The organism is Halobaculum marinum (genome assembly GCF_029338555.1).
Classification (GTDB): domain Archaea; phylum Halobacteriota; class Halobacteria; order Halobacteriales; family Haloferacaceae; genus Halobaculum; species Halobaculum marinum.
Map to the genome: position 1 here is coordinate 578,081 of NZ_CP119989.1, position 23,219 is coordinate 601,299.

Consider the following 23,219-nt stretch of genomic DNA (forward strand, 5'->3'; position numbering starts at 1 on the left):
CCCGCCGATGGCGTGACTTTTTGCGTCGGCCGGGCGAATCCGGAGCAATGACCGCCCCGCAGGCGTTCGACCTCGTCGACGCCGACGCGATCCGCGACGGCACCGCGACGGACGCCTACTTCGAGCGCACCGTCGAGACGCTCCGCCACGCCGACCGGAACCCCCGCGTCGTCGCGGAGGTGACCGCCGACCAGTTCCCCGACGGCGAGTTCGAACTCCTCGCGGGCGTGAAGGACGCGGCCGCTCTCCTCGCGGACCACGACGTCGACGTGGACGCGCTCCCCGAGGGGACGCTGTTCGACGGCGGCCCGGTGATGCGCATCGAGGGGCGCTACCTCGACTTCGCGGAACTGGAGACCTCGCTCCTCGGCTTCCTGTCGCACGCCTCCGGCGTCGCCACGGCGGCGCTGGAGTGTCGCCGCGCGGCGCCGGAGTCGAACCTGCTGTCGTTCGGTGCGCGCCACGTCCACCCCTCGATGGCCGCGATGGTCGAGCGCAGTGCGCTCGTCGCCGGCCTCGACGGCTTCTCCCACGTCGCTGCCGGCGAGGTGCTCGGCCGGGAGCCGTCGGGGACGATGCCCCACGCGCTGCTCATCTGCTTCGGCCGCGGCAACCAGGAGGAGGCGTGGCGCGCCTTCGACGAGGCCGTCCCCGAGGACGTGCCACGGATCGCGCTGTGTGACACCTACGGCGACGAGAAGGACGAGGTGATCCGCGCGGTGGAGACGCTCGGCGACCGCCTCGACGGCGTCCGCCTCGACACCACCGGCTCCCGTCGCGGCGACTTCCGCCACATCGTCCGCGAGGTGCAGTGGGAGTTGGACGCCCGCGGCTACGACGCGGTGGACGTGTTCCTCTCGGGCGGCCTCGGGCCCGCGGAACTCCGGCACCTCCGCGACGTGGCCGACGGCTTCGGCGTCGGCGGCTACGTCTCCAACGCCGACCCCGTCGACTTCGCGCTCGACATCGTCGAGGTCGACGGCCAGCCGGCGGCCAAACGCGGGAAGCTCTCGGGCGTGAAGGAGGTGTACCGCACCGCAGACGGTGGCCACCACGTCGGCCTCCGCGGCCGCGACGGTCCCGAAGGCGGCGAGTCGCTGATGGAGCCACTGATCCGCGACGGCGAGGTGGTTCGGGAGTTCGACATCGACGAGGCAGCGGGACGGGCGCTGGCGGACGCGGCGGCGACGGGCTTCGGCGACGACTGACGCTCCCGATGGAGTCGTGTCGCCAGCGGCACAAGACGTATGCCCTGACCGCGACTCGCTCCGGTGATGCCCTCCAGACGTGACCTGCTCCAGACGGGTGCGGCCGGGCTCGCGGCGAGCGCGACCGCTGCAATCGCCGGCTGCGGCTTCCACGCGCCATCGTCGCTCGACCACCAGCTCACCGTCGACACCGACCCAGACACCTCGGCGTTCGACTGCGACGGCCACGCGGTCCGGTTGACCACCGACACGACGCGAGCTCGTGTCGTCGAGGGTGGCCCCACGCTCCGGCTCCGAGGACAGATCCCGTCGTTCGACCCGTCGTGCCAGCGACTCACGAGTGAGTTGGTACGTGGGCCGGAGGGATTGTCCCACGGTGTCACCGTCGCTGTCGAGGACCGGGGCTGGCTCGACCCGTGCGACGGGAGCCCGGAGCCGGTCACGTACACGCTCACGGCGCGCCTCGACCCGACCGAGCTTCCCATTCGCGTCGACCACGTCCGTGGCGAGGCGACGCCGTTCGACACCCAATTCGAGGAGACGGCCGTGGAGCAGGACGGGCCCGTCGAGGCCGGCTGCTGAGCGAGACCGAACTGCAGCGCTGGTGGGCACTGCGTCGCCGAGAAGCCGGTCGAGTACGCCGGTTACAGCTGTTCGACGCTGCCGCCGTCTTCGCGCTCGCGGAACACCTGTCCCTCGATGAGCGTCACCATCGTCTCGTCGTCCTGCCACGCCAGCGGCGAGAGGCCGGCCTTGCGGCAGACGCGCGAGAGGAACCGCTCCTTACTCCAGTCGTTCTCGACGGGGATCGTCGGGTAGAGCCAGCCGTGTTTGCCGTTGTGGTCGATCGCGACGCCGTGGCGACCGAGTTCGAGGTCGGCGACGGGGTCGTTGGTGAGCGTGACGCCGGAGACGGCACACGCGGAGACGAGAACAGAGTCGAGTTCCTTCGGTTCGAGTTCGGAGCCGCCGGAGTCGGCCGAGGCCGCCTTGATCGCCGCGTCGACGATGGCGTGGCCGAGTTGGTCCTTCCCTCGATACGACCCGGCACAGCCTCGCATCCGGCCTCTGCCACGTGTGGACTGGAGGCGGACGAACGCCCCCGTTCGAGCGTAGAAGGCGTCCCGCATGCTACCGGGTTGTTCGCGTTGGCCCTGGAGTACGAACGCCTCGACAGACTCCCGGGCGAGTTCGACCGCGCGTGCACCGTCCTCGTAGGTGAGCCGCACGGCCTCCGCATTGGACATAACTCTTCTGGGTACTGTGCTAACTTGAACCCTTCCCTCGAAGTGGTACCTATTCACACACTAACTGAAGACAGGCGACGACGCGACCGAATCCGGTCCCGTCGGCACCGGCATCGCCGCGCCCCGAACGGTTTATCCGGGGCGTCGGCCTACCTCGGGACGGCAGAGGGAGCCCGACTCCCGTGCGCCCGACTCACGACGGCGCATGAGGAAAGTCCCCCCACCCCCGGACGGGCGACCGGGCGCAAGCCCGGAGTCGGAGACGGCTGGCTCTGGAACAGCAACGAGACCCCCCGCCCCGACCGATGAGGTGCGCGCGGCGACTACGTCGCCGCCGGCGCCTGCGGCCTCGCCGCGGACGCGCGACCCGACCCGAGAGGGGAGGCAGTTGACCCACCGAGGACAGACGGGCGGGAACGGATGGAACGGCGAATCCTCGCCGGTGCAAGCCCGCGTCGACGGGAGCGACCGTTCGCGGTCGCTCCCCGATGGTAGTCTGGGTGCCCCGCGCTCGCGCGGGGCGACCGGGGCGCCGTGCCCCGCGACTGACGCGGACGCTCAGCCGAATGTCGGGCCGAACAGAAGGGGGCTTACTCCCCTCAGCCGCTCACGCTCGTGAGCGACTGCTCCCGCTCGTGGGTCGTGTCGCCGAACCGAACGGTCCGACCGAAATCCGTCTGACGGTGGTCGTGCGAGTGGATGACACACACCCGGCTAACTAAAAGGGATGGAGGTCCTATCGGGGGTGTGGACAGCAGAGAACTCACGGCGGCCCTCGAGCGCGAGTTCGGGGGTACCAAGGCGGCACGCCGTACCGTCGCTCGGCAGGCGCGGGATCTGGCTGACTCCGGCAAGATCGAATCCGACCGCGGCCACGAACTCACCGTCGCGGACGTCGTGGAGAACATGGCCGACGCCCCGGAGGACCGCGACCTCGTCGAACGATGGAACTGGTGGCTCGGCTCGCTCGAGACCGCCTACGGCGGCTACGAGCGGTTCACCGTCCGGTTCGTCGACGACGGCCCGGACGTGAACGCCTAATCGGCGCCGCCTCGCCCGCCCCGCCTCGATTCGCCCTCCCGTTTCGGCACGCCCTCCGCGACCGCCGACCGACAGCCCGTGGCTCGGCGGTTCGAGCGCGGTCGACCGCCTCCCGAATCCTTTTGGCGTCGACTGACGCCCTCTCAGACATGACCATCGAGCCCGGCGAGTACGCGCCCGTGCCCGGCTGTACGGACCTGTACTACCTCGACACCGAGATGTACGGCGCGAAGAACTACGGCTCGGTGTACCTCCTCGACGCCGAGCGGCCCGCGGTGATCGACACGGGGATCGGCAACAAGCGGGAGTACCTGTTCGACGCGCTCGACGACCTCGGGATGACGCCCGAGTGGATTCTCCCCACGCACGTCCACCTCGACCACGCCGGCGGTGCGGGGTTCCTCGCCGAGCGCTACCCGGAGGCGACGGTGACGATGCACGAGTCCGCCGTCGAGCACCTCGTCGACCCGACGCGCCTCGTCGCCGGGACGCGGGCCGCCGTCGGCATCCAGTGGGAGTACTACGTCGAACCCGAACCGATCCCCGAGGAGCGCATCCAGCCGCTGTCGGGCGGCGAGACGCTCGACTTGGGCGACCGCGCCCTCGACGTCCACCACGCGCCCGGTCACGCGCCCCACCAGGTGATCTTCCACGACCGCGGCGACGACGTAGTGTTCACCGCCGACGCCGCAGGCATCTACGTGCCGCAACTCGACGAGATCCGACAGACGTCGCCGCCGTCGCGGTTCGACCTCCACGGCTGTCAGGCCGACGCCGACACGATCCGCGACATCGACCCGCGGTACCTCTGTTTCGGCCACTTCGGCCCGAAGGAGTTCCACGACGAGGACATGGCCGAGTACAAGCGCACCCTCGCCGAGTGGGTCGAGGCGGTGCGCCAGAAACGCGCGGAACTCGGCGACGACGACGCCGTGATCGCTCACTTCGCCGAGCACGCGCCCGAGGACACCATCGAAGTCTGGGGCGAGCGGAAGGCCCGCGAGGAGGAGAAGATGAACACCCGCGGCGTCCTCACCTACCTCGACTACATGGAGAAGCACGGGAAGACGGTGTAGTCGCGAACAACCCCGGACAACGGGCACCCAGTGGGGACCGACTTATTAGGGGTGCCCCGTCAGTCAGGGGCATGGATTGGCGGCAGGCCGAACGCGAGCACGACCCGAACGTCACTCGGGACTCGCTGGCGGCCACCTTCGACGCGAGCGCCCGTGAGCACGCCGACCAAGTCGCACAGCGCTACAAGGGGGGCGTGTACGACCGCACGCTCGTCGAGGCGGGCGTCGTCGACGCCGCTCCGGACGGCGACTTCGCGGACCTGACGTACGCGGAGATGCACGACGTCGTCCGCCGACTGTCGGCGGGGTTCCGTGAACTCGGGGTGACCGCGGGCGACCGCGTCGGCATCTTCTCGAACACCCGGATGGAGTGGGCCCACAGCGACTTCGCCCTGCTCGGTGCGGGCGCCGTCGTCTCGACCGTCTACAAGTCGTCGTCGCCCTCGCAGGTGCGCCACCTCCTCGCGGACCCGGGTGCGACCGGCGTCGTCGTCGAGAACCGCGACCTGCTCGACCGCGTCGTCTCCGTCGAGGACGACCTCGACCTGGAGTTCATCGTGCTGATCGACGGCGAGGCACACGAGCGCGACGACGTGTACACGCTCGGTGAGGTCCACGAGTTCGGGCGCGAAGTCGACCCCGGCGACGGCTGGGTCGTCGACCGCGACCTCGACGACCTCGCGAGTCTCATCTACACCTCCGGCACCACCGGGCAGCCGAAGGGCGCCGAGTTGACCCACCGGAACTTCCTCGCCAACGTCGACCAGTGTATGCGGCGGTTCGGCCCTCGCCCGGACAAGCCGGCGGACCTCCCCGTCATCGACGAGGAGTCGACGACGCTGTCGTTCCTCCCGCTGGCCCACGTGTTCGAGCGCCTCGCGGGCCACTTCATGCAGTTCTCGGCGGGTGCGACCGTCGCGTACGCCGAGTCGCCCGACACCCTGCGCGAGGACTTCGGCCTCGTCCGCCCGACGACGGCGACGAGCGTCCCGCGGGTCTACGAGAAACTGTACGCCGCGATCCGCGAGCAGGCGTCGGAGTCGCCGGTGAAAGAGCGCATCTTCAACTGGGCGACGGGCGTCGGCCGCGAGTACCACCGCGCCGACGACCCCGGGCTCTCGCTGCGGACGCGCTACGCCGTCGCCGACCGACTCGTCTTCTCCAGCGTGAAGGAGGCGCTCGGCGACAACATCGACTTCTTCATCTCCGGTGGGGGGTCGCTGTCGGCGGACCTGTGTGAACTGTACCACGGGATGGGGCTGCCCATCCTCGAGGGGTACGGCCTCACCGAGACGTCGCCGGTCGTCACGACGAACCCGCCCGAAGAGCCGAAGGTCGGCACCATCGGCCACCCGGTGTACGACGTCGAGGTGCGCGTCGACGACGACGTGGGCGCCGTCGAGGACGACGGCGGCGACGTGGGCGAGTTGCTCGTGCGCGGGCCGAACGTGTTCCGCGGCTACCGCAACCTCCCCGAGGAGACCGAGGCGGCGTTCGTCGAGGTCGATGACGAGCGTTGGTTCCGCACGGGCGACGTGGTGAAGATCCGACCGGATGGCTTCATCGAGTTCCGCGAGCGGGCCAAGCAGCTGATGAAGCTCTCGACGGGCAAGTACGTCCCGCCGGGCGCCATCGAGGACTCGTTCGCCGCCTCGGAGGTCGTCGAACAGGCGATGGTGATCGGCGACGCGCGAAAGTTCGTCTCCGCCATCGTCGTCCCGAACCTCGGCGCCGTCCGCGAGTGGGGCGAGCGCGAGGGGTACGACCTGCCGACCGACGACGCCGCGCTGTGTCGCGACGACCGCGTCCGCGAGTTGATCCAGTCGGAGGTCGACCGCGTCAACGAGTCGTTCGAGGCCCACGAGACGATCAAGCAGTTCCGCGTCGTCCCCGAGGAGTTCTCCGAGGAGAACGACCTGCTGACGCCGACGATGAAAAAGAAGCGTCGGAACATCCTCGACCGCTACGCAGACGAGATCGGATCGATGTACGAATGACCGTGATCGATCGATCGATTTAGCGGGGCGTCGCGCCGCAGTAGGGGCCTTTTTCAATCGCGCACTCATGACCCGTGTATGGAGGTGAGGGAATGGCGGCAGGCGCCGCGCAGCTGATCGCGCTCGTCGCCGCCATCATTGGCGTCGGCGTCACCGCACAGGTGCTCTCGGACCGGTTCCAGCTGCCGAGTATCATCTTCCTCATCACCGCCGGCGTCCTGTTGGGGCCGGAAGGGCTGGGGCTGATCACGCAGGAGACGTTCGGCCTCACCGGGCTGTCGACCATCGTCGGCCTCTCGGTCGCTATCATCGTCTTCGAGGGCGCGTTCCACCTCCGGATCGACAAGCTCCGGGAGGCGCCCGCGGCGACGCTTCGACTCGTCACCGTCGGTGCCGTCATCGCGTTCATCGGGACGACGCTCGTCGTCCACTTCGCGCTCGGCGTCGAGTGGCTCGTCGCGGGACTGATCGGCGCGCTGCTGGTCGCCACCGGACCGACGGTGATCGCACCGATCCTGGAGGTAGTGCCGGTGCGCGACCGCGTCGCCACTGCGCTCGACACCGAGGGGATCGTCAACGACGTGACCGCCGCGATCCTCGCGGTCGTCATCTTCGAGGCCATCGTCACGGAGACGACCGCGCCGGGGGAGTTGGCGACGCTGTTCGCCGAACGACTCGGCGTCGGGGTCATCGTCGGCGCGCTGGTCGCGGGTATCATCTACTACGCCCTGCGCTACATCGACCTCTCGCCGGGGAACGCCCCGCAGAACGCTCGACTGCTCGTGCTCGCGGGGGCGCTCGTCGCCTACGGCGGCGCGAACTACGTCGCGACCGAGGCCGGAATCGCCGCGGTCGCGGTCGCGGGGATCCTGCTGGGGAACGCCGACGTCCCCTACGAGGAGGACATCACGGACTTCAAGGGAGACATCACGCTGCTGGTCCTCTCGTTCGTGTTCATCGCGCTGGCGGCGCTGTTGCAGTTCGAGAACCTGATCGCGTTGGGAGTCGGCGGCATCGTCGTCGTCGTCGCCGTCATGTTCGTCATCCGACCGGTGTTGGTGCTGCTGTCGACGGTCGGCGACCGGTTCCAGTGGAACGAGCGACTGTTCATGTCGTTCGTCGGTCCGCGGGGGATCATCCCAGCGTCGGTCGCGACGCTGTTCGCCGTGGAGTTGGCGAACGAGGGGCTGACGGCAGCAGCCGACGTGCTCGTCGGAACCGTGTTCCTCGTCATCCTCGCGACGGTCGTGGTCGAGGGCGGGTTCGCCAGACAGATCGCAGAGCGGCTTGACGTGATTCCTATGAGAGTACTCATCATCGGAGGCGGGAAGGTGGGCCGCACGCTCGCCGAACGCCTCGAAGACCGCGGCGAGAACGTGGTCATCATCGAGAACGACGAGGAAGTGATCCAGATCGCACGCAACGCGGGCCACACGGTCCACATCGGCGACGGCACCGACACGGACGTGCTCCGGTCGGCCGGTGCGGAGAACGCCCGCATCGTCGTCGCCGCCACCGGGGACGACGACGCGAACCTCCTCGTGGCACAGCTCGCGGAGTCGAAGTTCAGCCCCGAGACGATCCTCGCACGGGCGAACAACCCCGACAACGTCGAGGCGTTCGAGGAACTCGGCGTCCGCACCGTCTCCTCGGTGCTGGCGACGGCGCAGGCCATCGACAACTACATCGAGCGGCCGGCGCTGGCGAACTGGATGGGCGAGATCGGCCGCTCGGGCGACGTCCAAGAGATCGAGGTCACGTCCGAGGAGATGGCCGGCGTGACCGTCCGCGAGATCGGACCGGAACTGCCCGGCGGGAGCCTCATCGCGGTCGTCGCCCGCGATGGCGAGACGCAGGTGCCCGACGCGGACTTCACCCTCCAGGTCGGCGACCGCGTCACGATCATCGGCAACCGCGACGACGTGCGGGCGGCGATGCGGCAGTTCAACCCCGAGTAGGCTCCGGGGTTCGGTGCGCCGTTCTCAGAGGTTCGAACTCCCGAGGCCACCCTCCACCGGAATCGCCGTGCCGTTGATGTACCCCGACGCCGGCGAGGAGAGGAACGCGACGGTGTTACCCAACTCCATCGGGTCGCCGATGCGATTCAGTGGGTTCGACTCCCCGCGTGCGGCCAGCCCCGCCTCGTACGACTCGTACTCGCCGCGGTCGACGCCCGCCTGGATGAGGTTCTCGATCCGACTCGTCTCGTGTGGCCCCGGGAGCACCGCGTTCGTCCGCACCTCGGGGGCCAGTTCCCGCGAGAGCGTCTTCGTCAGCCCGATCACCGCCATCCGCACCGAGTTCGACAACACCAGCGAGTCGATGGCCTCCTTCACGCTGCGGGAGGTGACCGCGACGAACGTCCCCCCGCCGTCCGCGCGGAGTGGGTCGGCGGCGGCCCGAACCGTCCGGACGACGCTCATCACGAGCAGGTCGTAGGCGGTGTACCAGTCCTCGTCGGTGGTGTCGAGGAACGGCCCGCTGGGCGGGCCGCCCGCGCTCGTCACGAGGTGGTCGAGGCCGCCGAACGCCTCGACGGTCGCCTCGACGAGCGCCGCCCCCGCGTCTGGGTCGGTGAGGTCGGCGGCGTGGCCCACCACGTCGCCGTCCCCGGCGGCGTCGATCCGATCGACCGCCTCGGCCAGTCGCTCCTCGTCGCGCCCGTTCACGACGACGTTCACGCCTTCCCGGACGAGCGCCGTCGCCGACGCCTCCCCGAGGCCGCTACTCGATGCCGTCACCAGGGCCGCGTTCCCCGCGATGTCGTAGTCCATCGTTCGTCAGGCCGCACGCGGGCGGCCCGCAAAAGCGTGCGGGTCGGTGCCGTCCCTCACGATTGCTGGCACGATCGACAGACGGGAGCCCTGTGGCGTCTCAGGACGTGGGTATGTCGGTAGGGTAATTGATGTCATTCGGAAATCCTTCAAGTCACCTATATACTTTAATATCTTGGTGTCACATGGCATGGTATGGCACCGAATGGCAAGCCGGACCGCCGAACCGTGCTGAAACTGGCCGGGACAGGAGCGCTCGCGTCGCTCGCCGGTTGTGCTGGAGGGGGAGACGGAAACGGAGGAACTGACGGCGACGGCGGTGGGGGCGGTGGCGGCGGCGGTGGGGGCGATGGGGGCGGTGGCGGTGGCGACGAGGAGTTCATGGCCATCGCACAGAACCTGGGGATCGATCAGAACTGGGAGCAGCGCCGGATCGGCGCCGCCGACAACTGGCCGATAGAGCAGCGACGGGACGTCCCCGACCGGCAGAACGACACGACGTGGACGAACAGCGGCGCGTTCCAAAGCGCCGTCGAGAACGACGTGTGGGCACCGCCAGAGGGGTGGGACGACACCGCCGCTGGCGACGTCGAGACGCTCCAGATCCTCAACCACGGCGCGGCGAACATGGAGTTCGACCCCGCGACGCTGGCGGCCCACGAGATGTTCACCGAGAAGACGGGCATCGAACTCGACGTCATCGAGATCGGTGTCGACCAGGCGAACACACGCGAGCAGCAGTTCCTCTCCTCGGAGGAGCCGATGCCGCACGCGTTCAACGTCGACGGCATCCTCGTCCCGGTGTTCGTCGAGCAGGGCTATCTGGAGGTGACGGACGCCCTGTATCCCGAGGGCGGCTACGACCCGTACATCCCGGCGCTCCAGAGCCTCGTCGAGTGGGACATCGGTCCCGTGATGCAGGGGACCCACACGTACGGCTACCCGAACATCGGAGAGGCCAGCATGGGGCACCTCCGGCCGGACCTCGTCGAGGAGCAGGGCATCGACCCCGAGCGCTTCCAGGGCGAGTGGTCCTGGGACCTCCTCGAGGAGCTGGGTGAGGCGTTCGCCGGCACCGACGTGAACGCGTTCGCCTACTACGCCGGCACCTCGACGTACCTCGCGTACTCGTTCCGCGAGCTGCTGTTCCAGCAGGGCGGTCGCATGGTCCAGGACGACGGCACGGTCGTGATGAACTCCCCCGAGGCCGTTCGTGTCATCCAGAAGATGAAGGAGTGGCGCGACAAAGGGTACGTCCCCAGCGACGTCATCTCCTACGGGGAGGGTGACATCGTCGACCTGTACGCGTCCGGCCAACTCGCGTACACGACCGCGTTCTCCGACTTCATCCCGCGGCTGCTCCAGGAGTACGAGGCCGGCAGCGAGTACCAGGTCGTCGTCCCGCCCGCGGCCAACGCCGGCCCCGCGCCGACGCAGGCCGGCCTGGTCGCGCCGAACACGACGAGTATCAATCGGTTCGCCGACACCGGTCACAAGCTGGCCGCGATGCTGTACGGCGACCTGAAGCTGAGCTACTACACGCAGTGGCTGGAGTTCACCTACGAGGGGAACATCTCCTACATGGAGCAGGTGTACACCGACTCCGCGGAGAACGACTTCGTCACGTTCGGCGACACCATCGGCGACGCCATCAGCAACGGCGTCCTGGAGCTGTTCCCGCAGATGGCGTCCGTGTTCCAGCAGATGCTGTCGCCGGTCCAGCGCGCCATCCAGGGCTCCATCTCGCCACAGCAGGCGATGGACCAGGTGCAGGACTTCGTCGACTCCGAGATCAACAACTGATGAGCCGGAGACGCACACCGACTCGCCATGGCGACTGAGGACTTCCGGGGCGACGTCGGCCCCCACGGGAGCGGCGTCACCGGCTGGATCTCCGACTGGGTGAACGACCACATCCGGACGGTGCTGCTCGGGCCGTCGCTCGTGGCGCTGTTCGTCGTGTTCATCTACCCGGCGATCATGCTGGTGTGGCTGTCGCTGCAGAACACCCGCGGGTTCGGCGAGACGTTCGAGCCGACGTACAACTACGGACGCATCTTCGGCGACCCGACGTTCTGGAACGCCGTCGAGAACACGCTCGTGTACTCGTTCGGGTCGCTGTTCGTCTCGGTCGCGGTGGGACTCGTCGTCGCGCTGGCGCTGAACAAACTGGCCGACGACTACCTCAGAGACACGTACACCACCCTCATCCTGCTGTCGTGGGCGGTGCCGCTGTCTATCGTCGGCGTCACCTGGCGCTGGATGTTCAACGGCCAACTCGGCGTCGTGAACCGCGTGCTGTTGGACCTGGGACTGCTGTCGAGTTCGTTCTCGTGGCTCACCAGTTCCTCGACCGCGATGGGCGTCGTCGTCCTCGCGGACTCGTGGTCGCGCATCCCGTTCGCGGCCATCGTGCTCCTCGCGGGGTTGCAGTCGATCCCGCAGGAGATGTACGACGCCGCCAAGATCGACGGCGCGACGACGTGGCAGACGTTCCGCCACGTCACGCTCCCGTACCTCAGACCGTCGTTCTTCGTGGCGGGACTGATCACGTGGATGTTCGCGTTCCGGGCGTTCGCCATCCCGTTCTCCACGACGGGCGGCGGCCCGGGCGGCGCGACCGAGACGCTCGCCATCTACATCCACCGGTTCGGGATCCAACTGCTCGACTACGGGTTCGCGTCGGCGGTGGCCGTGTTCCTCGTCTCCGTGACGCTGGTCGTGGCCGCCGGCTACGTGTATTTCATCCTCGAACGGATGGAGGAGATCGAGGTCTGATATGGCCGGCGCAGACCCCACTCTCCAGCAGTATCGGCGTCGACAGCGCGTGTGGGACGCCCTCGAGAGTCGCTACGTCGTCCACCTCGTGTTGTTCCTGGCGGTGCTGTTCATCATCCTCCCGATCGTGTGGATGTTCATCACGTCGCTGAAGACGCGCCAGGGCGTGCTCTCACCGGCGTACCTCCCGCTCGAGCCGACGCTCGCGGCGTACGACCGCGCGCTGTTCGACCGCGGCTTCTGGCGGGCGGTCGTCAACAGCGTGATCGTCGCGTCCGTCTCGACGGCGATCGTGATGGTGCTCGGGACGCCCGCCGGCTACGTGTTCAGCCGGTTCCGCTTCCGGTTCGACAACGCGGTGTTCGTGTTCGTGCTGTTCACCCGGCTGTTCCCGCCGATCGGACTGGTGACGCCGTACTACCGGATCGTCTCGACGTTCGGCCTGCTCAACACGAAGACGGGCATCATCATCGCGAACGTGTACCTGTGGTTGCCGCTGGTGATCTACATCATGCGCAACTTCTTCATCACGATCCCGACGGCGCTCGACGAGGCCGCCCGGGTCGACGGGTGCACGAAGATCCAGGCGTTCCGGCACGTCGTGTTCCCGGTCGTCTTGCCCGGGTTCGCGGCGGGGACGATCCTCACGTTCCTCTACTCGTGGCGCGAGTTCCTGTTCGCGTTCACGGTGAGCACCGACCTCCGGTCGATGACCATCCCCGTCGCGACGTTCCTGTTCGTCGGCGACGCGGGGATCGACTGGGGCGCGATGGCCGCCGCGGCCATCGTCGCGGTGATCCCGTCGGCGCTGGTGGTGGTGTTCTTCCAGCGCTACATCGTCGTCGGACTGACCGGGGGGATGAAGGGATGACCGCCCCGCCGCCCTTCCCCGTCTCGACCCGGTCGGACCGCTCTCGCGGACGTCGCCGACCACGCAGGAACCGCCACCGCACCGCCGCGAGCGGTGCCGGCACCGCCACGACCGACCGGAGTACACCATGAGCGACACTAGCCACGAAGAGACGATCGAACAGCCGACGGCCGACGAACACGGGGAACACCCCGAGGGTCGCCGGGTGAGCCTCCGCCTCGACGGCGTGACCAAGGAGTTCACCGAGGACGACGGCGGCACCGTCGTCGCGGTCGACGACGTGAGCCTCGACGTGTACGACGGGGAGTTCATCGTCCTCGTCGGGCCGTCGGGGTGCGGGAAGACGACGACCCTGCGCACGGTCGCGGGGCTCGAACAGCCCACGCGCGGGAGCATCATCATCGACGGCGAGGACGTCTCCGGGCAAGAGCCCCGCGAGCGCGACGTCGCGATGGTGTTCCAGAACTACGCGCTGTACCCGCACAAGACCGTCCGCGACAACATCGCGTTCCCGCTGCAGATCCGGAAGTTCCCGAGCGACGAGATCGACGAGCGCGTGAACGACACCGCGTCGATGCTCGGTATCGGCGACCTGCTCGACCGGCGCCCGTCGGATCTGTCCGGCGGGCAACAGCAGCGCGTCGCGCTCGGGCGCGCCATCGTCCGCGACCCGGAGCTGTTCTTGTTCGACGAGCCGCTGTCGAACCTCGACGCGAAACTGCGCATCCAGATGCGCACCGAGTTGAACCGCCTCCACCGCCGCGTCGGCAAGACGTCGCTGTACGTCACGCACGACCAGGCGGAGGCGATGACGCTGTCGGACCGCGTCGTCGTGATGAACGACGGTGAGATCCAGCAGGTCGCCCCGCCCGAGGAGGTGTACGCGGAGCCCGCGAACCGGTTCGTCGCGGGGTTCATCGGCGAGCCGCCGATGAACTTCTTCGACGTGACCGTCGAGGAGCGCGACGGCACCCGCGTCGCCGTCGGTGACAGCTTCGAGGTGGCGCTGCCCGAGACGCTGACGCTGCCGCCCGACGCCGGCACCGAGTTCGAGTTGGGCGTGCGCCCCGAGGACTTCGAGGACGCGTCGCTGGAGCCAGATCCGGACCCGTCGCGGACGATGGAGGTCCACGTCGGCGTCGTCGAGCCGATGGGGCCGAACAAGGACCTCGCGGTCCGCCCGGTCGGCAGGGAGGACGACCCGGCGTCGGAGTTCACCGCGCGCGTCTCCAACGCCACCGGCGCCGTCGAGGGCGAGCGCCTCACGCTCGTCGTCGACACCAAGAACGCCCACCTGTTCGACCCCGTCTCCGGCGACAACCTCACCGTGTAGCCGCGACACAGCCAGCAGCCACCATGCCATTTTCACACACCCGACCCAACCGCCGCACCGCCACAGATCGCCCACACAGCCACCGCTCGGCGCGAGGTCGCCGATGACCGTCGTCGAGGTGGAGAGCGTCCCGGTGTCGATTCCGCTCGAAGAGCCGGTGTCGTTCGCGACCCGGACCGTCGAGCACCGCGACCACACGCTCACCTTCGTCCGCGACGACGAGGGCAACGAGGGCGTGGGCTACACGCTCGGCTACGACGGTGCCGGCCTCATCGCCGACGCCGTCGAGGAGCTACTCGCCCCCATCGTCGAGGGCGAGGACCCGAATCACACGACGCGCTTGTGGCGCAATATGTTCGAGGGCACCTACCAGATCGGTCGCAAGGGGCTCCTCCTGCGCGCCATCGCCACCGTCGACATCGCGTTGTGGGACCTCCGGGCGAAGCGGGTCGGCCTCCCGATCCACGAGTTCCTCGGCGCCGCCCGCGAGTCGGTGCCGGCGTACGCCAGCGGCGGCTACTACCGCGGCGAGGGGACCGAGGGCCTGCGCGAGGAGATGGAGACGTACCTCGACCGCGGTCACGTCTCGGTGAAGATGAAGGTGGGGCGCCGCTCGGTCGCGACCGAGGAGAAGCGCGTCGCCGTCGCCCGCGAGGTGCTCGGGCCGGAGCGAATCTTGATGCTCGACGCCAACGGCGTCTGGACCAACACCGGCGAGGCGCTGCGGGCGTGCCGTCGGTTCGCGCGCTACGACCCGTACTTCATCGAGGAGCCGGTGAAAGCCGACAGCGTGGAACTGATGGCACGCGTCCGTGAGGGGCTCGACTACCCCGTCGCCGCCGGCGAGTTGGAGTTCTCGCGGTACGGCTTCGCGGAACTGCTCCGCGAGGGCGCCGTCGACGTGGTCCAGCCGGACGCGACGGTGTGCGGCGGGATCACGGAGTGGCTCCGCATCGCCCACACCGCCGCCTCCCACGACGTGCCCGTCACCCCCCACTACAACCCCCACCTGCACGCGCACCTCGTCGCCAGCATCGCCAACGGGGGCATGGTGGAGTACTTCTACCGCGACCGCGACGTGAAGGTGTTCGACGACCTGGTCGTCGACCCGCCGACCCCCGAGAACGGGAAGCTGACGCCCCGCGGCCCGGGTCACGGCGTCCGGATCGACCGCGACGCGCTCGCGAAGTTCCGCACCGACGAGGGGGGTGCCTGATGCGCGACTTCTCCATGCCCGACGTGCGCCGCGCGCCCGAGCGCGACGTGTCGATCACCGGCGTCGACACGGCGGTGATCCGCGGCAACTTCGACTGGAACCTCGTGCGCGTCCACACCGACGCGGGCGTCTCGGGGCTGGGCGAGGCGTACCGCGGCGGCGGGATCGACGAGATCGTCGGCTACCTCGAAGACGTACTCGTCGGCGAGAACCCCCTCGACGTGGAACGGCTGTTCCGCCACATGGTCCAGGAGACCTCGGGCCACGGCGGCACGACCGGGAAGGTCGTCACCGCGGCGTCGGGCGTCGAGTTCGCGCTGTGGGACCTGGCGGGCAAACTGCTCGGCCTCCCCACCTACCAACTGCTCGGCGGGAAGTACCGCGACGAGGTGCGCCTGTACGTCGACCTCCACGCGGGCGAGTCGTACGCCGTCGCCCACGGCGCGACCGACTACGCCGACGACGCGGCCTACCAGGCGGAGGCGTACGTCGAGCGCGCGACCGAGGCGCTCGATCTGGGGTACGACGCGATGAAGTTCGACCTCGACGCGCCCGCCGACAACGACCCCGAGTCGACGAACGGGCGGCTCACGCCCACCCACGTCGCCGCGAAAGAGGAGGTCGTCTCGGGCGTCGTCGACGCCGTCGACGGCCGTGCGGAGGTCGCGTTCGACTGCCACTGGGACTACGAGTTGGGCTCCGGGAAACGGCTCGCCAAAGCCCTCGAACCGTACCCGATCATGTGGTTGGAGGACGTGCTGCCGCCGGAGAACATGGACGCCCAGCGCGAGTTGGCGCGCTCCACGTCGACGCCGCTGGCGACCGGCGAGAACCGCTTCCGCGTCCACGAGTTCACGCAACTGCTCGACGACTACGCCGTCGACGTGGTGACGCCCGACCCCGCCACGGTGGGCGGCCTCGCGGAGGCGAAGGCCATCGCCAACCGCGCGGAGGAGCGCTACCTCGCGTTCGCCCCGCACAACGTCTGCTCGCCCGTCGGCACGGCGGCGATGGTCCACCTCTGCGCGGCGGTGCCGAACGCCAGTTACCTGGAGTACCACGCGCTCGACGTGGACTGGTGGGCGGACCTGCTCGACACGGACGACCCGTTCATCGAGGACGGTCGCATCGCGGTGTCGGAGGCGCCCGGTCACGGGATCGAACTCGACGAGTCGGTCGCTCGCGACCACGCCGTCGCGCACACGGACGGCTTCTTCGAGGGTGACGACGCGTGAGCGACACCCCTCGCCTCGCGGTCGTCGGCTCCGGTCGGATCGGCGCGGACCTGATCGAACGGGCGCAGGCGGCCGAGGACGTCGACCTCGTCGGCGTGCTCGTCCGCACGGAGAAGGGGTTCCTCGACCCGGACCTCCAAGTCACTACTCCCGCGGACTTGGTCGCACGCCACCCCGACCTGATCGTCGAGGCCGCGACTCCGGGCGTGCTCGTCGACTACGCCGAGGAACTGCTCGCGGCGGCAGACCTGATGGCGCTGTCGGGTTCGGCGTTCGCCGACCCCGACGACGAGGCGCACCTCCGAGCCGCCTCCGACGAGGCGGGGAACGCAATCTACCTCCCGCACGCCGCGCTGTTCGGCATCGACGGGCTCGCAGACGCCCGAAGCGAACTCGACAGCGTCCACATCGAGGCGCGCAAGGACCCGGCCCACCTCGACTTCGAGTACGCCGAGGAGGCGCCCGAGTTCGAGGCGGGCGCCGGCGAGACGGTGCTGTACGAGGGGCCGACGCGCGGACTGTGCCGGCGATTCCCGCGCAACTTCAACTCCCACGCGAGCGCCGCGCTCGCGGGACTGGGGCTCGACGACACCACCTCGACGCTGATCGCGGATCCCGACGCCGAGACGGCGTACCACGAGATCACGGCGACGGGCGAGGGGTTCGAGTTGGTCGCCGTCCGCGACAGCGCCATCGAGGGCGTCACCGGCGACTTCACGCTCGTGTCGACGTGGGGGTCGGTGCGGCGCGTGTTGGCGACGGGCGGCGGCCTGCGGTTCGTCTGAGCCGGCCGCGACCCTGCCCTCCTACTCGCCCGCTTCCGCCCACCACACCCACGCGACCCAGAAGCCCGCCGCGAGCGGCACCAACAGCCACCAGACGGGTTCGGCGACGGAGAACGCCGGCACCAGCCCGCGGTCGACGGCGACCATGACCGCCGGCATCGCGGTCGCGAACAGGGCGACGGCGACGAGCCGACGGTCGAACTGCACGGTCACTGCGTCGGCGGGAGTGCGCATGGGCGTTGCGACTCGGGCCGGCTGGCGCGTCGGCTGCCCACAGTCGCAATTCCTGCCAGTTTATCATCCCGGGTTCGGAAGCTTCGCCCAATGGTCGTCGGAGACATCTCGACCGGCACGGACGTCGCTGTTATCGGGGCCGGCCCCGGTGGCTACGTCGCCGCCATCCGCGCGGCACAGCAGGGGCTCGACACGACCCTCATCGAGAAGGACGCCTACGGGGGGACCTGTCTGAACCACGGGTGCATCCCGTCGAAGGCGTTCATCCACGGCGCCGGCGTCGCCCACGAGGCGGGCAACGCCGAGGAACTCGGCATCTACGCCGACCCCGCCGTCGACATGGAGCGCATGCAGCGGTGGAAGAGCGGCGTCGTCGACCGCCTCACGGGCGGCGTCGAGAAACTGTGTAAGGCCAACGGCGTCAACCTCATCGAGGGGACCGCGACGTTCGCCGACGAGCAGAAACTGCGCGTCGCCCACGGCGGCGACGGGCAGGGCTCGGAGTCGATCGAGTTCGAGCACGCTATCGTCGCGACCGGCTCCCGGCCGATCCAGATCCCCGGCTTCGAGTTCGACGGCGAGCACGTGCTCTCCTCGAGAGACCTGCTCGGGATGGAGTCGATTCCGGACAGCCTCGTCGTCGTCGGCGCCGGCTACATCGGGATGGAGCTGTCGACGATGCTCGCGAAACTCGGCACCGACGTGACGGTCGTCGAGATGCTCGACGACGTGCTCCCCGGCTACGAGTCGGACGTCCAGCGCATCGTCCGCACGCGCGCCGAGGAGTTGGGCGTCGAGTTCCACTTCGGCGAGGGCGCCAGCGGCTGGGAGGAGCGCAACGACGGCGGCGTCGCGGTCACCACCGAGACGGAGGACGGCGAGGAGTCGGAGTACCTCGCCGAGCAGGTGATGGTCGCCGTCGGTCGCGCGCCCGTCACCGACACGCTCGAACTGGAGAACGCCGGGTTGGAGACGAACGACGCGGGCTTCATCGAGACGGACCACCAGGCCCGCACCGACGTGGACTCCATCTTCGCCGTCGGCGACGTGGCCGGCGAGCCGATGCTCGCGCACAAGGCGAGCAAGGAGGGCATCGTCGCCGCGGAGGTCGCCGCCGGCGAACCCGCCGCGCTGGATTACCAGGCCGTCCCCGCCGCCGTGTTCACCGAGCCGGAGATCGCGACGGTCGGGCTCAGCGAGGACGAGGCGGCCGAGCAGGGCTTCGAGCCGGTCGTCGGCCAGATGCCGTTCAACGCCTCCGGGCGCGCGCTGACGACGACCCACACCGAGGGGTTCGTCCGCATCGTCGCCGACGAGGCGACCGGCTTCGTGCTCGGCGGCCAGATCGTCGGCCCCGAGGCGTCGGAACTGATCGCCGAACTCGCGCTCGCCGTCGAGATGGGCGCGACGCTGGAAGACGTGGCCGCCACCATCCACACCCACCCGACGCTCGCGGAGGCGACGATGGAGGCCGCAGAGAACGCGATGGGACAGGCGATCCACACGCTGAACCGGTAGGCGACGGCTCCGAGTCGAGACACCGACGCGACGCGCTTCGCGTCACACTTTTCACAGGACGCGGCGACCCCGACCCATGGGTCTGTTCGACCGCGACACCGACATGAGCGACGGCGAGGACGACGACGGTCCCCGATTCGAGCCCATCCTCGGCACCGAGGACGACGCGGGCGGCGACGACGGCCGCGACGGCGACCCGAGTCCGCTGTCGAAACTCGTGCGCGCCCGCTTCCGCGACGACGACTTCAGCGGGACGCTCAAGCGCGCCGTCGACGTGGAGGCCGGCGTGGTGCTGTACGCCTACTCGAACGGCAACGCGGGCGGGCTGACTGCGGTGCCCATCGAGCAGACGCGGTTACTGGACGAGTAACGCTGGTCTGTCGGGGACCGAGCTGATTCTGTCGTTTACGCGCGCACGCGCACGCCCGAGCCTATTTCCGCGTTCCGCCCGTGTGATCCCGTATGAGCACGAGACCGCCGGGCCCCCGCGGTGAACCGCTGTTCGGGAACGGTCGGCGCTACTCGCGGGACCCCTTCTCGTTCATGACCGACGTGGCGGACGCGTACGGCGACGTGATCCGCCTGGACCTGGGTCCCCGCGAGACGTACATGTTCACCAACCCGCGCGACATCGAGCGCGTGCTCGTCTCCGAGTGGACGGCGTTCGGCAAGCCGAACCTAGACGACGCTATCGACGACCTCCTCGGTGACGGCCTCCTGATGAGCGAGGGCGACCGCTGGCAGCGCCAGCGCGACCTCGCGAACCCTGCGTTCCACGCGAGTCGGATCGCCGGCCTCGACGACGCTATCGTCGGCCACACGGAGGAGGCGATGGCCGGGTGGGCCGACGGCGACACGGTCGACGTGCAGATCGAACTCGCTCGACTCACCGTCCGCATCATCGTCACCGCGATGTTCGGCACGGACATTGACGCCGAGACGGTGAAGCGGGTGCAAGCGCACCTCGAACCGCTCGGCCAGCGCTTCGAGCCGAACGCGATGCGGGCGGTCATTCCCAACTGGGCGCCCACCCGAGAGAACCGCCAGTTCCACGACGCCGTCGCGACGCTGGAGGGGATCATCGACGACCTCGTCGCCCGCCGCACGGGCACCGAGGAGACCGCGCCTGACCCCGCCGGCGACGCCGTCGACTCGCCGATGCCGATGGACCTCCTCTCGATCCTGTTGCGCGCGCAGAACGCGGGTGAGCAGACCGAGCAGGACCTCCGCGACGAGTTGATGACGATGCTGCTGGCGGGCCACGACACGACCGCACTGGCGCTCACCTACAGCTTCTACCTCCTGTCGCAACACCCGGAGGCGAAGGCGCGCTTCCAGCAGGAGGTGGACGCCCTCGACGGTGCGCCGACCGCCGCCGACGTGCGGAACCTGACGTTCACCGACCACGTGCTCTCGGAGTCGATGCGGCTGTACCCGCCCGTCTACACCCTGTTCCGGGAGTCGAAGGTGGACACCCGCGTCGCGGGCTACCGGATCCCCGAGGGGTCGCTGATCATGCTGCCGCAGTGGGTCGTCCACCGGTCGCCGCGGTGGTACGACGACCCCTTGACGTTCGACCCGGACCGCTGGGCGCCCGAGCGCGCCCGCGAGCGCCCCCGGTTCGCGTACTTCCCGTTCGGCGCCGGCCCGCGCCACTGCATCGGCAAGCAGTTCTCGCTGTTGGAGGCGAAGCTCATCCTCGCAACGGTCGGGCGCGCGTTCGACTTCGAGTACGAGGGCCCCGAGTTGGACCTGCGCGGGTCGCTCACGATGCACCCGAACCACCCGGTGCCGCTGCGACTCACCGAGCGCTGAGGCGCCTCGCGTTCTCCTCGCGCTCGCCTCGCGTCCTCACCCTCGGAGCGGGACCCGCGCGGCGATTTCCTTGTACTCGCGCGTCCAGACCCCCAACTCGTCGACCGTCCAGCGAACGTCGTCGACGCCGCGCTCCCGCAGTCTGGCGACCGCCTCGCTCGGGTCGCCGAGGCCCTCCCACCCCCGAGCGAGCGTGACGTGCGGGACGTAGTCGACGCCTTCCAGTCCGTCGACGGTGCCGAACTCCCGCACGAGTCGGTCGTGGATTGCCCGCAGCGGGTCGCGCCCGCGGACCCCCTCGGCGTCGTCGCCGACGGCCTCGACCGCGAGGTAGACGACCGGCCCTTCGCCAAGCGGCGGGCGCTCGAACGCGTCGATCCCGGTCACCTGGAGGTCGAACGGCGCGACGCCGGCGAGCGCGGGCCGCAGGCGCTCGCGGATGCGGTGGAGGTCGTCCAGGTTGCGCCCGTCGAGTCGCTTGACGACGAGCGTGTGGCGGTCGCGGACCGACGCGAAGTCGGCGAGGTCGGGCTCGAGCGACGCCGCGAGCCGTTCGACGGGCCACGGGACGGGGACGTTGACGCTGTACACGACGCCTCAGATCCGGTCGGTCAGCCAGAGGACGATCAAGACCACGATCACGACGCCGAGCAGGCCGCCGAGCGACCCGAGGATACCGAGCGCGAGTCCGACGATCTCAGACAGGATCTCCAGCGCGATCCAGATCACGACCAGCACCAACACCAGTTTCAGTAGGTCTTCGACCTCCATTGTCCCGTCCGCAGGTGACTCGCCGCCGACGAAAACCGTTTTGGGCCGTCCGCGGGTGAAGGTGGGTATGCGACGCTCAGTCGCCGCGGCCACGCTCGCCCTCCTCGTCGCGCTCGCGGCGCTCACGCCCGCGTTCGCGGCGGCCGCGGCGCCCGTGTCGAGCGACTCCACCCCGTCTGGGGTCGAGTCGCTCGCACCCGACGCCCGGTCGACACCCGCCGACATCGGTCTCGGCTTCGCCCAGACCGGCGACGTCGCGGCCGACCGCGTGGTGCTCAGGGCGACCCTCCAGCCGAACGGCGACGCCGAGTGGCGGATCGCCTACCGCATCGAGTTGACCGACGACAACACGACGGCGGCGTTCGAGAGCCTGCAGGCCGACATCCGCGAGAACTCGTCGGCGTACGAGACGCGCTTCGCGTCGCGGATGACGACGACCGTGGCGGCCGCCGAGAACGCGACCGGGCGCGAGATGGCGGCGACGAACGTCTCGGTGAGCGCACAGCGCAACCCGTTCCCGACGAGCAACGACTACGGCGTCGTCGCCTACACGTTCACCTGGGAGGGGTTCGCGGCGACACAGGGCGACCGACTCGTCGCCGGCGACGCGCTGGCGGGGCTGTTCCTCGACAGCGGCACCGTCCTCACGATAGCGTGGCCCGACGACTACGAGGTCCGCTCGGTGGCGCCCGACCCCGACGAGCGCTCCGACACCGCGGCGACGTGGCGCGGCGAGCGGAACTTCGGCCCGGACCAACCTCGCCTGACCGTCGCGCCCGCCTCCGCGCTCCCGCTGCGGCCCGCGTACCTCGCGCTCGCGGCGGTACTGCTGCTCGGCATCGGCGGCGCGGTCGTGCTCCGCCGCCGCGGTGACCTCCCGGTCGGCGACAACGCACTCGACGACGGCGCGGCGCCGACTCCCGACGCGAGCGGGACGGACGCACCACCAACTGGCGACGCCGACAATGCCGACGCTTCCGACGCCGCCGACGCCGCCGAGACTGACGCCGACGAAGCCGCGGAGGACGCGACGCCGCCGGAGGAACTGCTCAGTCCTCACGAGCGCGTCGTGCACCTCGTCGAGGGCAACGGCGGTCGGATGAAACAGGCGGACGTGACGGAGGAACTCGGCTGGAGCGCCGCCCGGACGAGCCAGGTCGTCGGCGACCTCCGCGACGACGGCACCATCGAGAGCTTCCGACTGGGGCGTGAGAACGTGCTCCGCCTCCCCGAAGCCGACGACGAACCGCACCCGGGCGACCCGAACGTCCCGGACCCCGACGACGACGCAGGCGCCGCTGACGACACAGACGAGTAGTC

The 23,219-nt window shown here is 69.4% G+C and carries 22 protein-coding genes and 1 other RNA gene; 18 read left to right on the forward strand and 5 right to left on the reverse strand.

Annotation, left to right across the window (positions count from 1 at the left end):
- Positions 1-47 precede the first annotated feature (47 nt).
- Both P0R32_RS03055 and P0R32_RS03060 read left to right on the forward strand, forming a co-directional pair.
- The gene (locus P0R32_RS03055) at positions 48-1,208 is read left to right on the forward strand and encodes a nicotinate phosphoribosyltransferase (RefSeq protein WP_276238457.1); all 1,161 of its coding nucleotides are present in this window, start codon (positions 48-50) and stop codon (positions 1,206-1,208) included.
- 66 nt (positions 1,209-1,274) lie between these two features.
- Positions 1,275-1,790 carry a hypothetical protein gene (locus P0R32_RS03060; RefSeq protein ID WP_276238458.1) on the forward strand — a complete coding sequence of 172 codons (516 nt, stop codon included), beginning with the start codon at positions 1,275-1,277 and terminating at the stop codon, positions 1,788-1,790.
- A 62-nt stretch (positions 1,791-1,852) separates the two neighbouring features.
- On the opposite strand, the gene P0R32_RS03065 is transcribed toward P0R32_RS03060, so the two are convergent.
- Positions 1,853-2,455, reverse strand: a complete 603-nt coding sequence (locus P0R32_RS03065) for a TIGR00296 family protein (RefSeq protein ID WP_276238459.1) — start codon at positions 2,453-2,455, stop codon at positions 1,853-1,855.
- A 161-nt stretch (positions 2,456-2,616) separates the two neighbouring features.
- Between P0R32_RS03065 and rnpB the strand changes: the two genes are divergently transcribed.
- The 5 genes from rnpB to P0R32_RS03090 all read left to right on the forward strand — a co-directional run bounded on the left by rnpB (position 2,617) and on the right by P0R32_RS03090 (position 8,527).
- An RNA gene (gene rnpB / locus P0R32_RS03070) (RNase P RNA component) lies at positions 2,617-3,060 on the forward strand.
- Between the two features lie 142 nt (positions 3,061-3,202).
- Entirely contained in the window at positions 3,203-3,496 is a 294-nt protein-coding gene (locus P0R32_RS03075) for a WNWW family protein (protein WP_276238460.1), read from the forward strand.
- 155 nt (positions 3,497-3,651) lie between these two features.
- On the forward strand, positions 3,652-4,572 hold the full coding sequence (locus P0R32_RS03080; RefSeq protein ID WP_276239348.1) for an MBL fold metallo-hydrolase: 921 nt from the start codon (positions 3,652-3,654) through the stop codon (positions 4,570-4,572).
- A gap of 71 nt (positions 4,573-4,643) precedes the next feature.
- Complete coding sequence (locus tag P0R32_RS03085) at positions 4,644-6,569, forward strand: AMP-dependent synthetase/ligase (RefSeq protein ID WP_276238461.1); 1,926 nt, start codon at positions 4,644-4,646, stop codon at positions 6,567-6,569.
- Between the two features lie 92 nt (positions 6,570-6,661).
- Positions 6,662-8,527, forward strand: coding sequence for a cation:proton antiporter domain-containing protein (locus P0R32_RS03090; RefSeq protein WP_276238462.1), 1,866 nt, complete (start codon positions 6,662-6,664; stop codon positions 8,525-8,527).
- Between the two features lie 24 nt (positions 8,528-8,551).
- Here the strand turns inward: P0R32_RS03090 and P0R32_RS03095 are convergent, their stop codons facing one another.
- The gene (locus P0R32_RS03095; protein WP_276238463.1) at positions 8,552-9,343 is read right to left on the reverse strand and encodes an SDR family oxidoreductase; all 792 of its coding nucleotides are present in this window, start codon (positions 9,341-9,343) and stop codon (positions 8,552-8,554) included.
- Between the two features lie 195 nt (positions 9,344-9,538).
- On the opposite strand from P0R32_RS03095, the gene P0R32_RS03100 reads away from it, so the two are divergent.
- The 7 genes from P0R32_RS03100 to P0R32_RS03130 all read left to right on the forward strand — a co-directional run bounded on the left by P0R32_RS03100 (position 9,539) and on the right by P0R32_RS03130 (position 17,561).
- Positions 9,539-11,146: an ABC transporter substrate-binding protein gene (locus tag P0R32_RS03100; RefSeq protein ID WP_276238464.1), complete on the forward strand. Its 1,608-nt coding sequence runs from the start codon at positions 9,539-9,541 to the stop codon at positions 11,144-11,146.
- A gap of 27 nt (positions 11,147-11,173) precedes the next feature.
- The gene (locus P0R32_RS03105; RefSeq protein WP_276238465.1) at positions 11,174-12,121 is read left to right on the forward strand and encodes a carbohydrate ABC transporter permease; all 948 of its coding nucleotides are present in this window, start codon (positions 11,174-11,176) and stop codon (positions 12,119-12,121) included.
- Between the two features lies 1 nt (position 12,122).
- Positions 12,123-12,992, forward strand: a complete 870-nt coding sequence (locus tag P0R32_RS03110) for a carbohydrate ABC transporter permease (protein ID WP_276238467.1) — start codon at positions 12,123-12,125, stop codon at positions 12,990-12,992.
- A 127-nt stretch (positions 12,993-13,119) separates the two neighbouring features.
- On the forward strand, positions 13,120-14,325 hold the full coding sequence (locus P0R32_RS03115; protein WP_276238468.1) for an ABC transporter ATP-binding protein: 1,206 nt from the start codon (positions 13,120-13,122) through the stop codon (positions 14,323-14,325).
- Between the two features lie 103 nt (positions 14,326-14,428).
- Positions 14,429-15,541 carry a mandelate racemase/muconate lactonizing enzyme family protein gene (locus P0R32_RS03120; protein WP_276238469.1) on the forward strand — a complete coding sequence of 371 codons (1,113 nt, stop codon included), beginning with the start codon at positions 14,429-14,431 and terminating at the stop codon, positions 15,539-15,541.
- On the forward strand, positions 15,541-16,776 hold the full coding sequence (locus P0R32_RS03125; protein ID WP_276238470.1) for a mandelate racemase/muconate lactonizing enzyme family protein: 1,236 nt from the start codon (positions 15,541-15,543) through the stop codon (positions 16,774-16,776). Before P0R32_RS03120 ends, P0R32_RS03125 begins: the two co-directional genes overlap by 1 nt.
- A complete protein-coding gene (locus P0R32_RS03130; protein ID WP_276238471.1) occupies positions 16,773-17,561 on the forward strand; it encodes an aspartate dehydrogenase domain-containing protein in 789 nt (262 codons plus the stop codon). Before P0R32_RS03125 ends, P0R32_RS03130 begins: the two co-directional genes overlap by 4 nt.
- A gap of 21 nt (positions 17,562-17,582) precedes the next feature.
- On the opposite strand, the gene P0R32_RS03135 is transcribed toward P0R32_RS03130, so the two are convergent.
- Positions 17,583-17,795, reverse strand: a complete 213-nt coding sequence (locus P0R32_RS03135) for a hypothetical protein (protein WP_276238472.1) — start codon at positions 17,793-17,795, stop codon at positions 17,583-17,585.
- Positions 17,796-17,885: 90 nt separating this feature from the next.
- Here P0R32_RS03135 and lpdA point away from each other — a divergent pair, with 90 nt between their 5' ends.
- The 3 genes from lpdA to P0R32_RS03150 all read left to right on the forward strand — a co-directional run bounded on the left by lpdA (position 17,886) and on the right by P0R32_RS03150 (position 21,128).
- Entirely contained in the window at positions 17,886-19,313 is a 1,428-nt protein-coding gene (gene lpdA / locus P0R32_RS03140; RefSeq protein WP_276238474.1) for a dihydrolipoyl dehydrogenase, read from the forward strand.
- 76 nt (positions 19,314-19,389) lie between these two features.
- Positions 19,390-19,683, forward strand: a complete 294-nt coding sequence (locus tag P0R32_RS03145; RefSeq protein WP_276238475.1) for a hypothetical protein — start codon at positions 19,390-19,392, stop codon at positions 19,681-19,683.
- A 92-nt stretch (positions 19,684-19,775) separates the two neighbouring features.
- Positions 19,776-21,128, forward strand: coding sequence for a cytochrome P450 (locus P0R32_RS03150; protein ID WP_276238476.1), 1,353 nt, complete (start codon positions 19,776-19,778; stop codon positions 21,126-21,128).
- A gap of 36 nt (positions 21,129-21,164) precedes the next feature.
- On the opposite strand, the gene P0R32_RS03155 is transcribed toward P0R32_RS03150, so the two are convergent.
- The gene (locus P0R32_RS03155) at positions 21,165-21,719 is read right to left on the reverse strand and encodes a 2'-5' RNA ligase family protein (protein WP_276238477.1); all 555 of its coding nucleotides are present in this window, start codon (positions 21,717-21,719) and stop codon (positions 21,165-21,167) included.
- Positions 21,720-21,725: 6 nt separating this feature from the next.
- Positions 21,726-21,899, reverse strand: coding sequence for a DUF7554 family protein (locus P0R32_RS03160; protein WP_276238478.1), 174 nt, complete (start codon positions 21,897-21,899; stop codon positions 21,726-21,728).
- Between the two features lie 67 nt (positions 21,900-21,966).
- On the opposite strand from P0R32_RS03160, the gene P0R32_RS03165 reads away from it, so the two are divergent.
- Positions 21,967-23,217 carry a helix-turn-helix transcriptional regulator gene (locus P0R32_RS03165; protein ID WP_276238479.1) on the forward strand — a complete coding sequence of 417 codons (1,251 nt, stop codon included), beginning with the start codon at positions 21,967-21,969 and terminating at the stop codon, positions 23,215-23,217.
- The last annotated feature ends 2 nt before the right edge of the window (positions 23,218-23,219 follow it).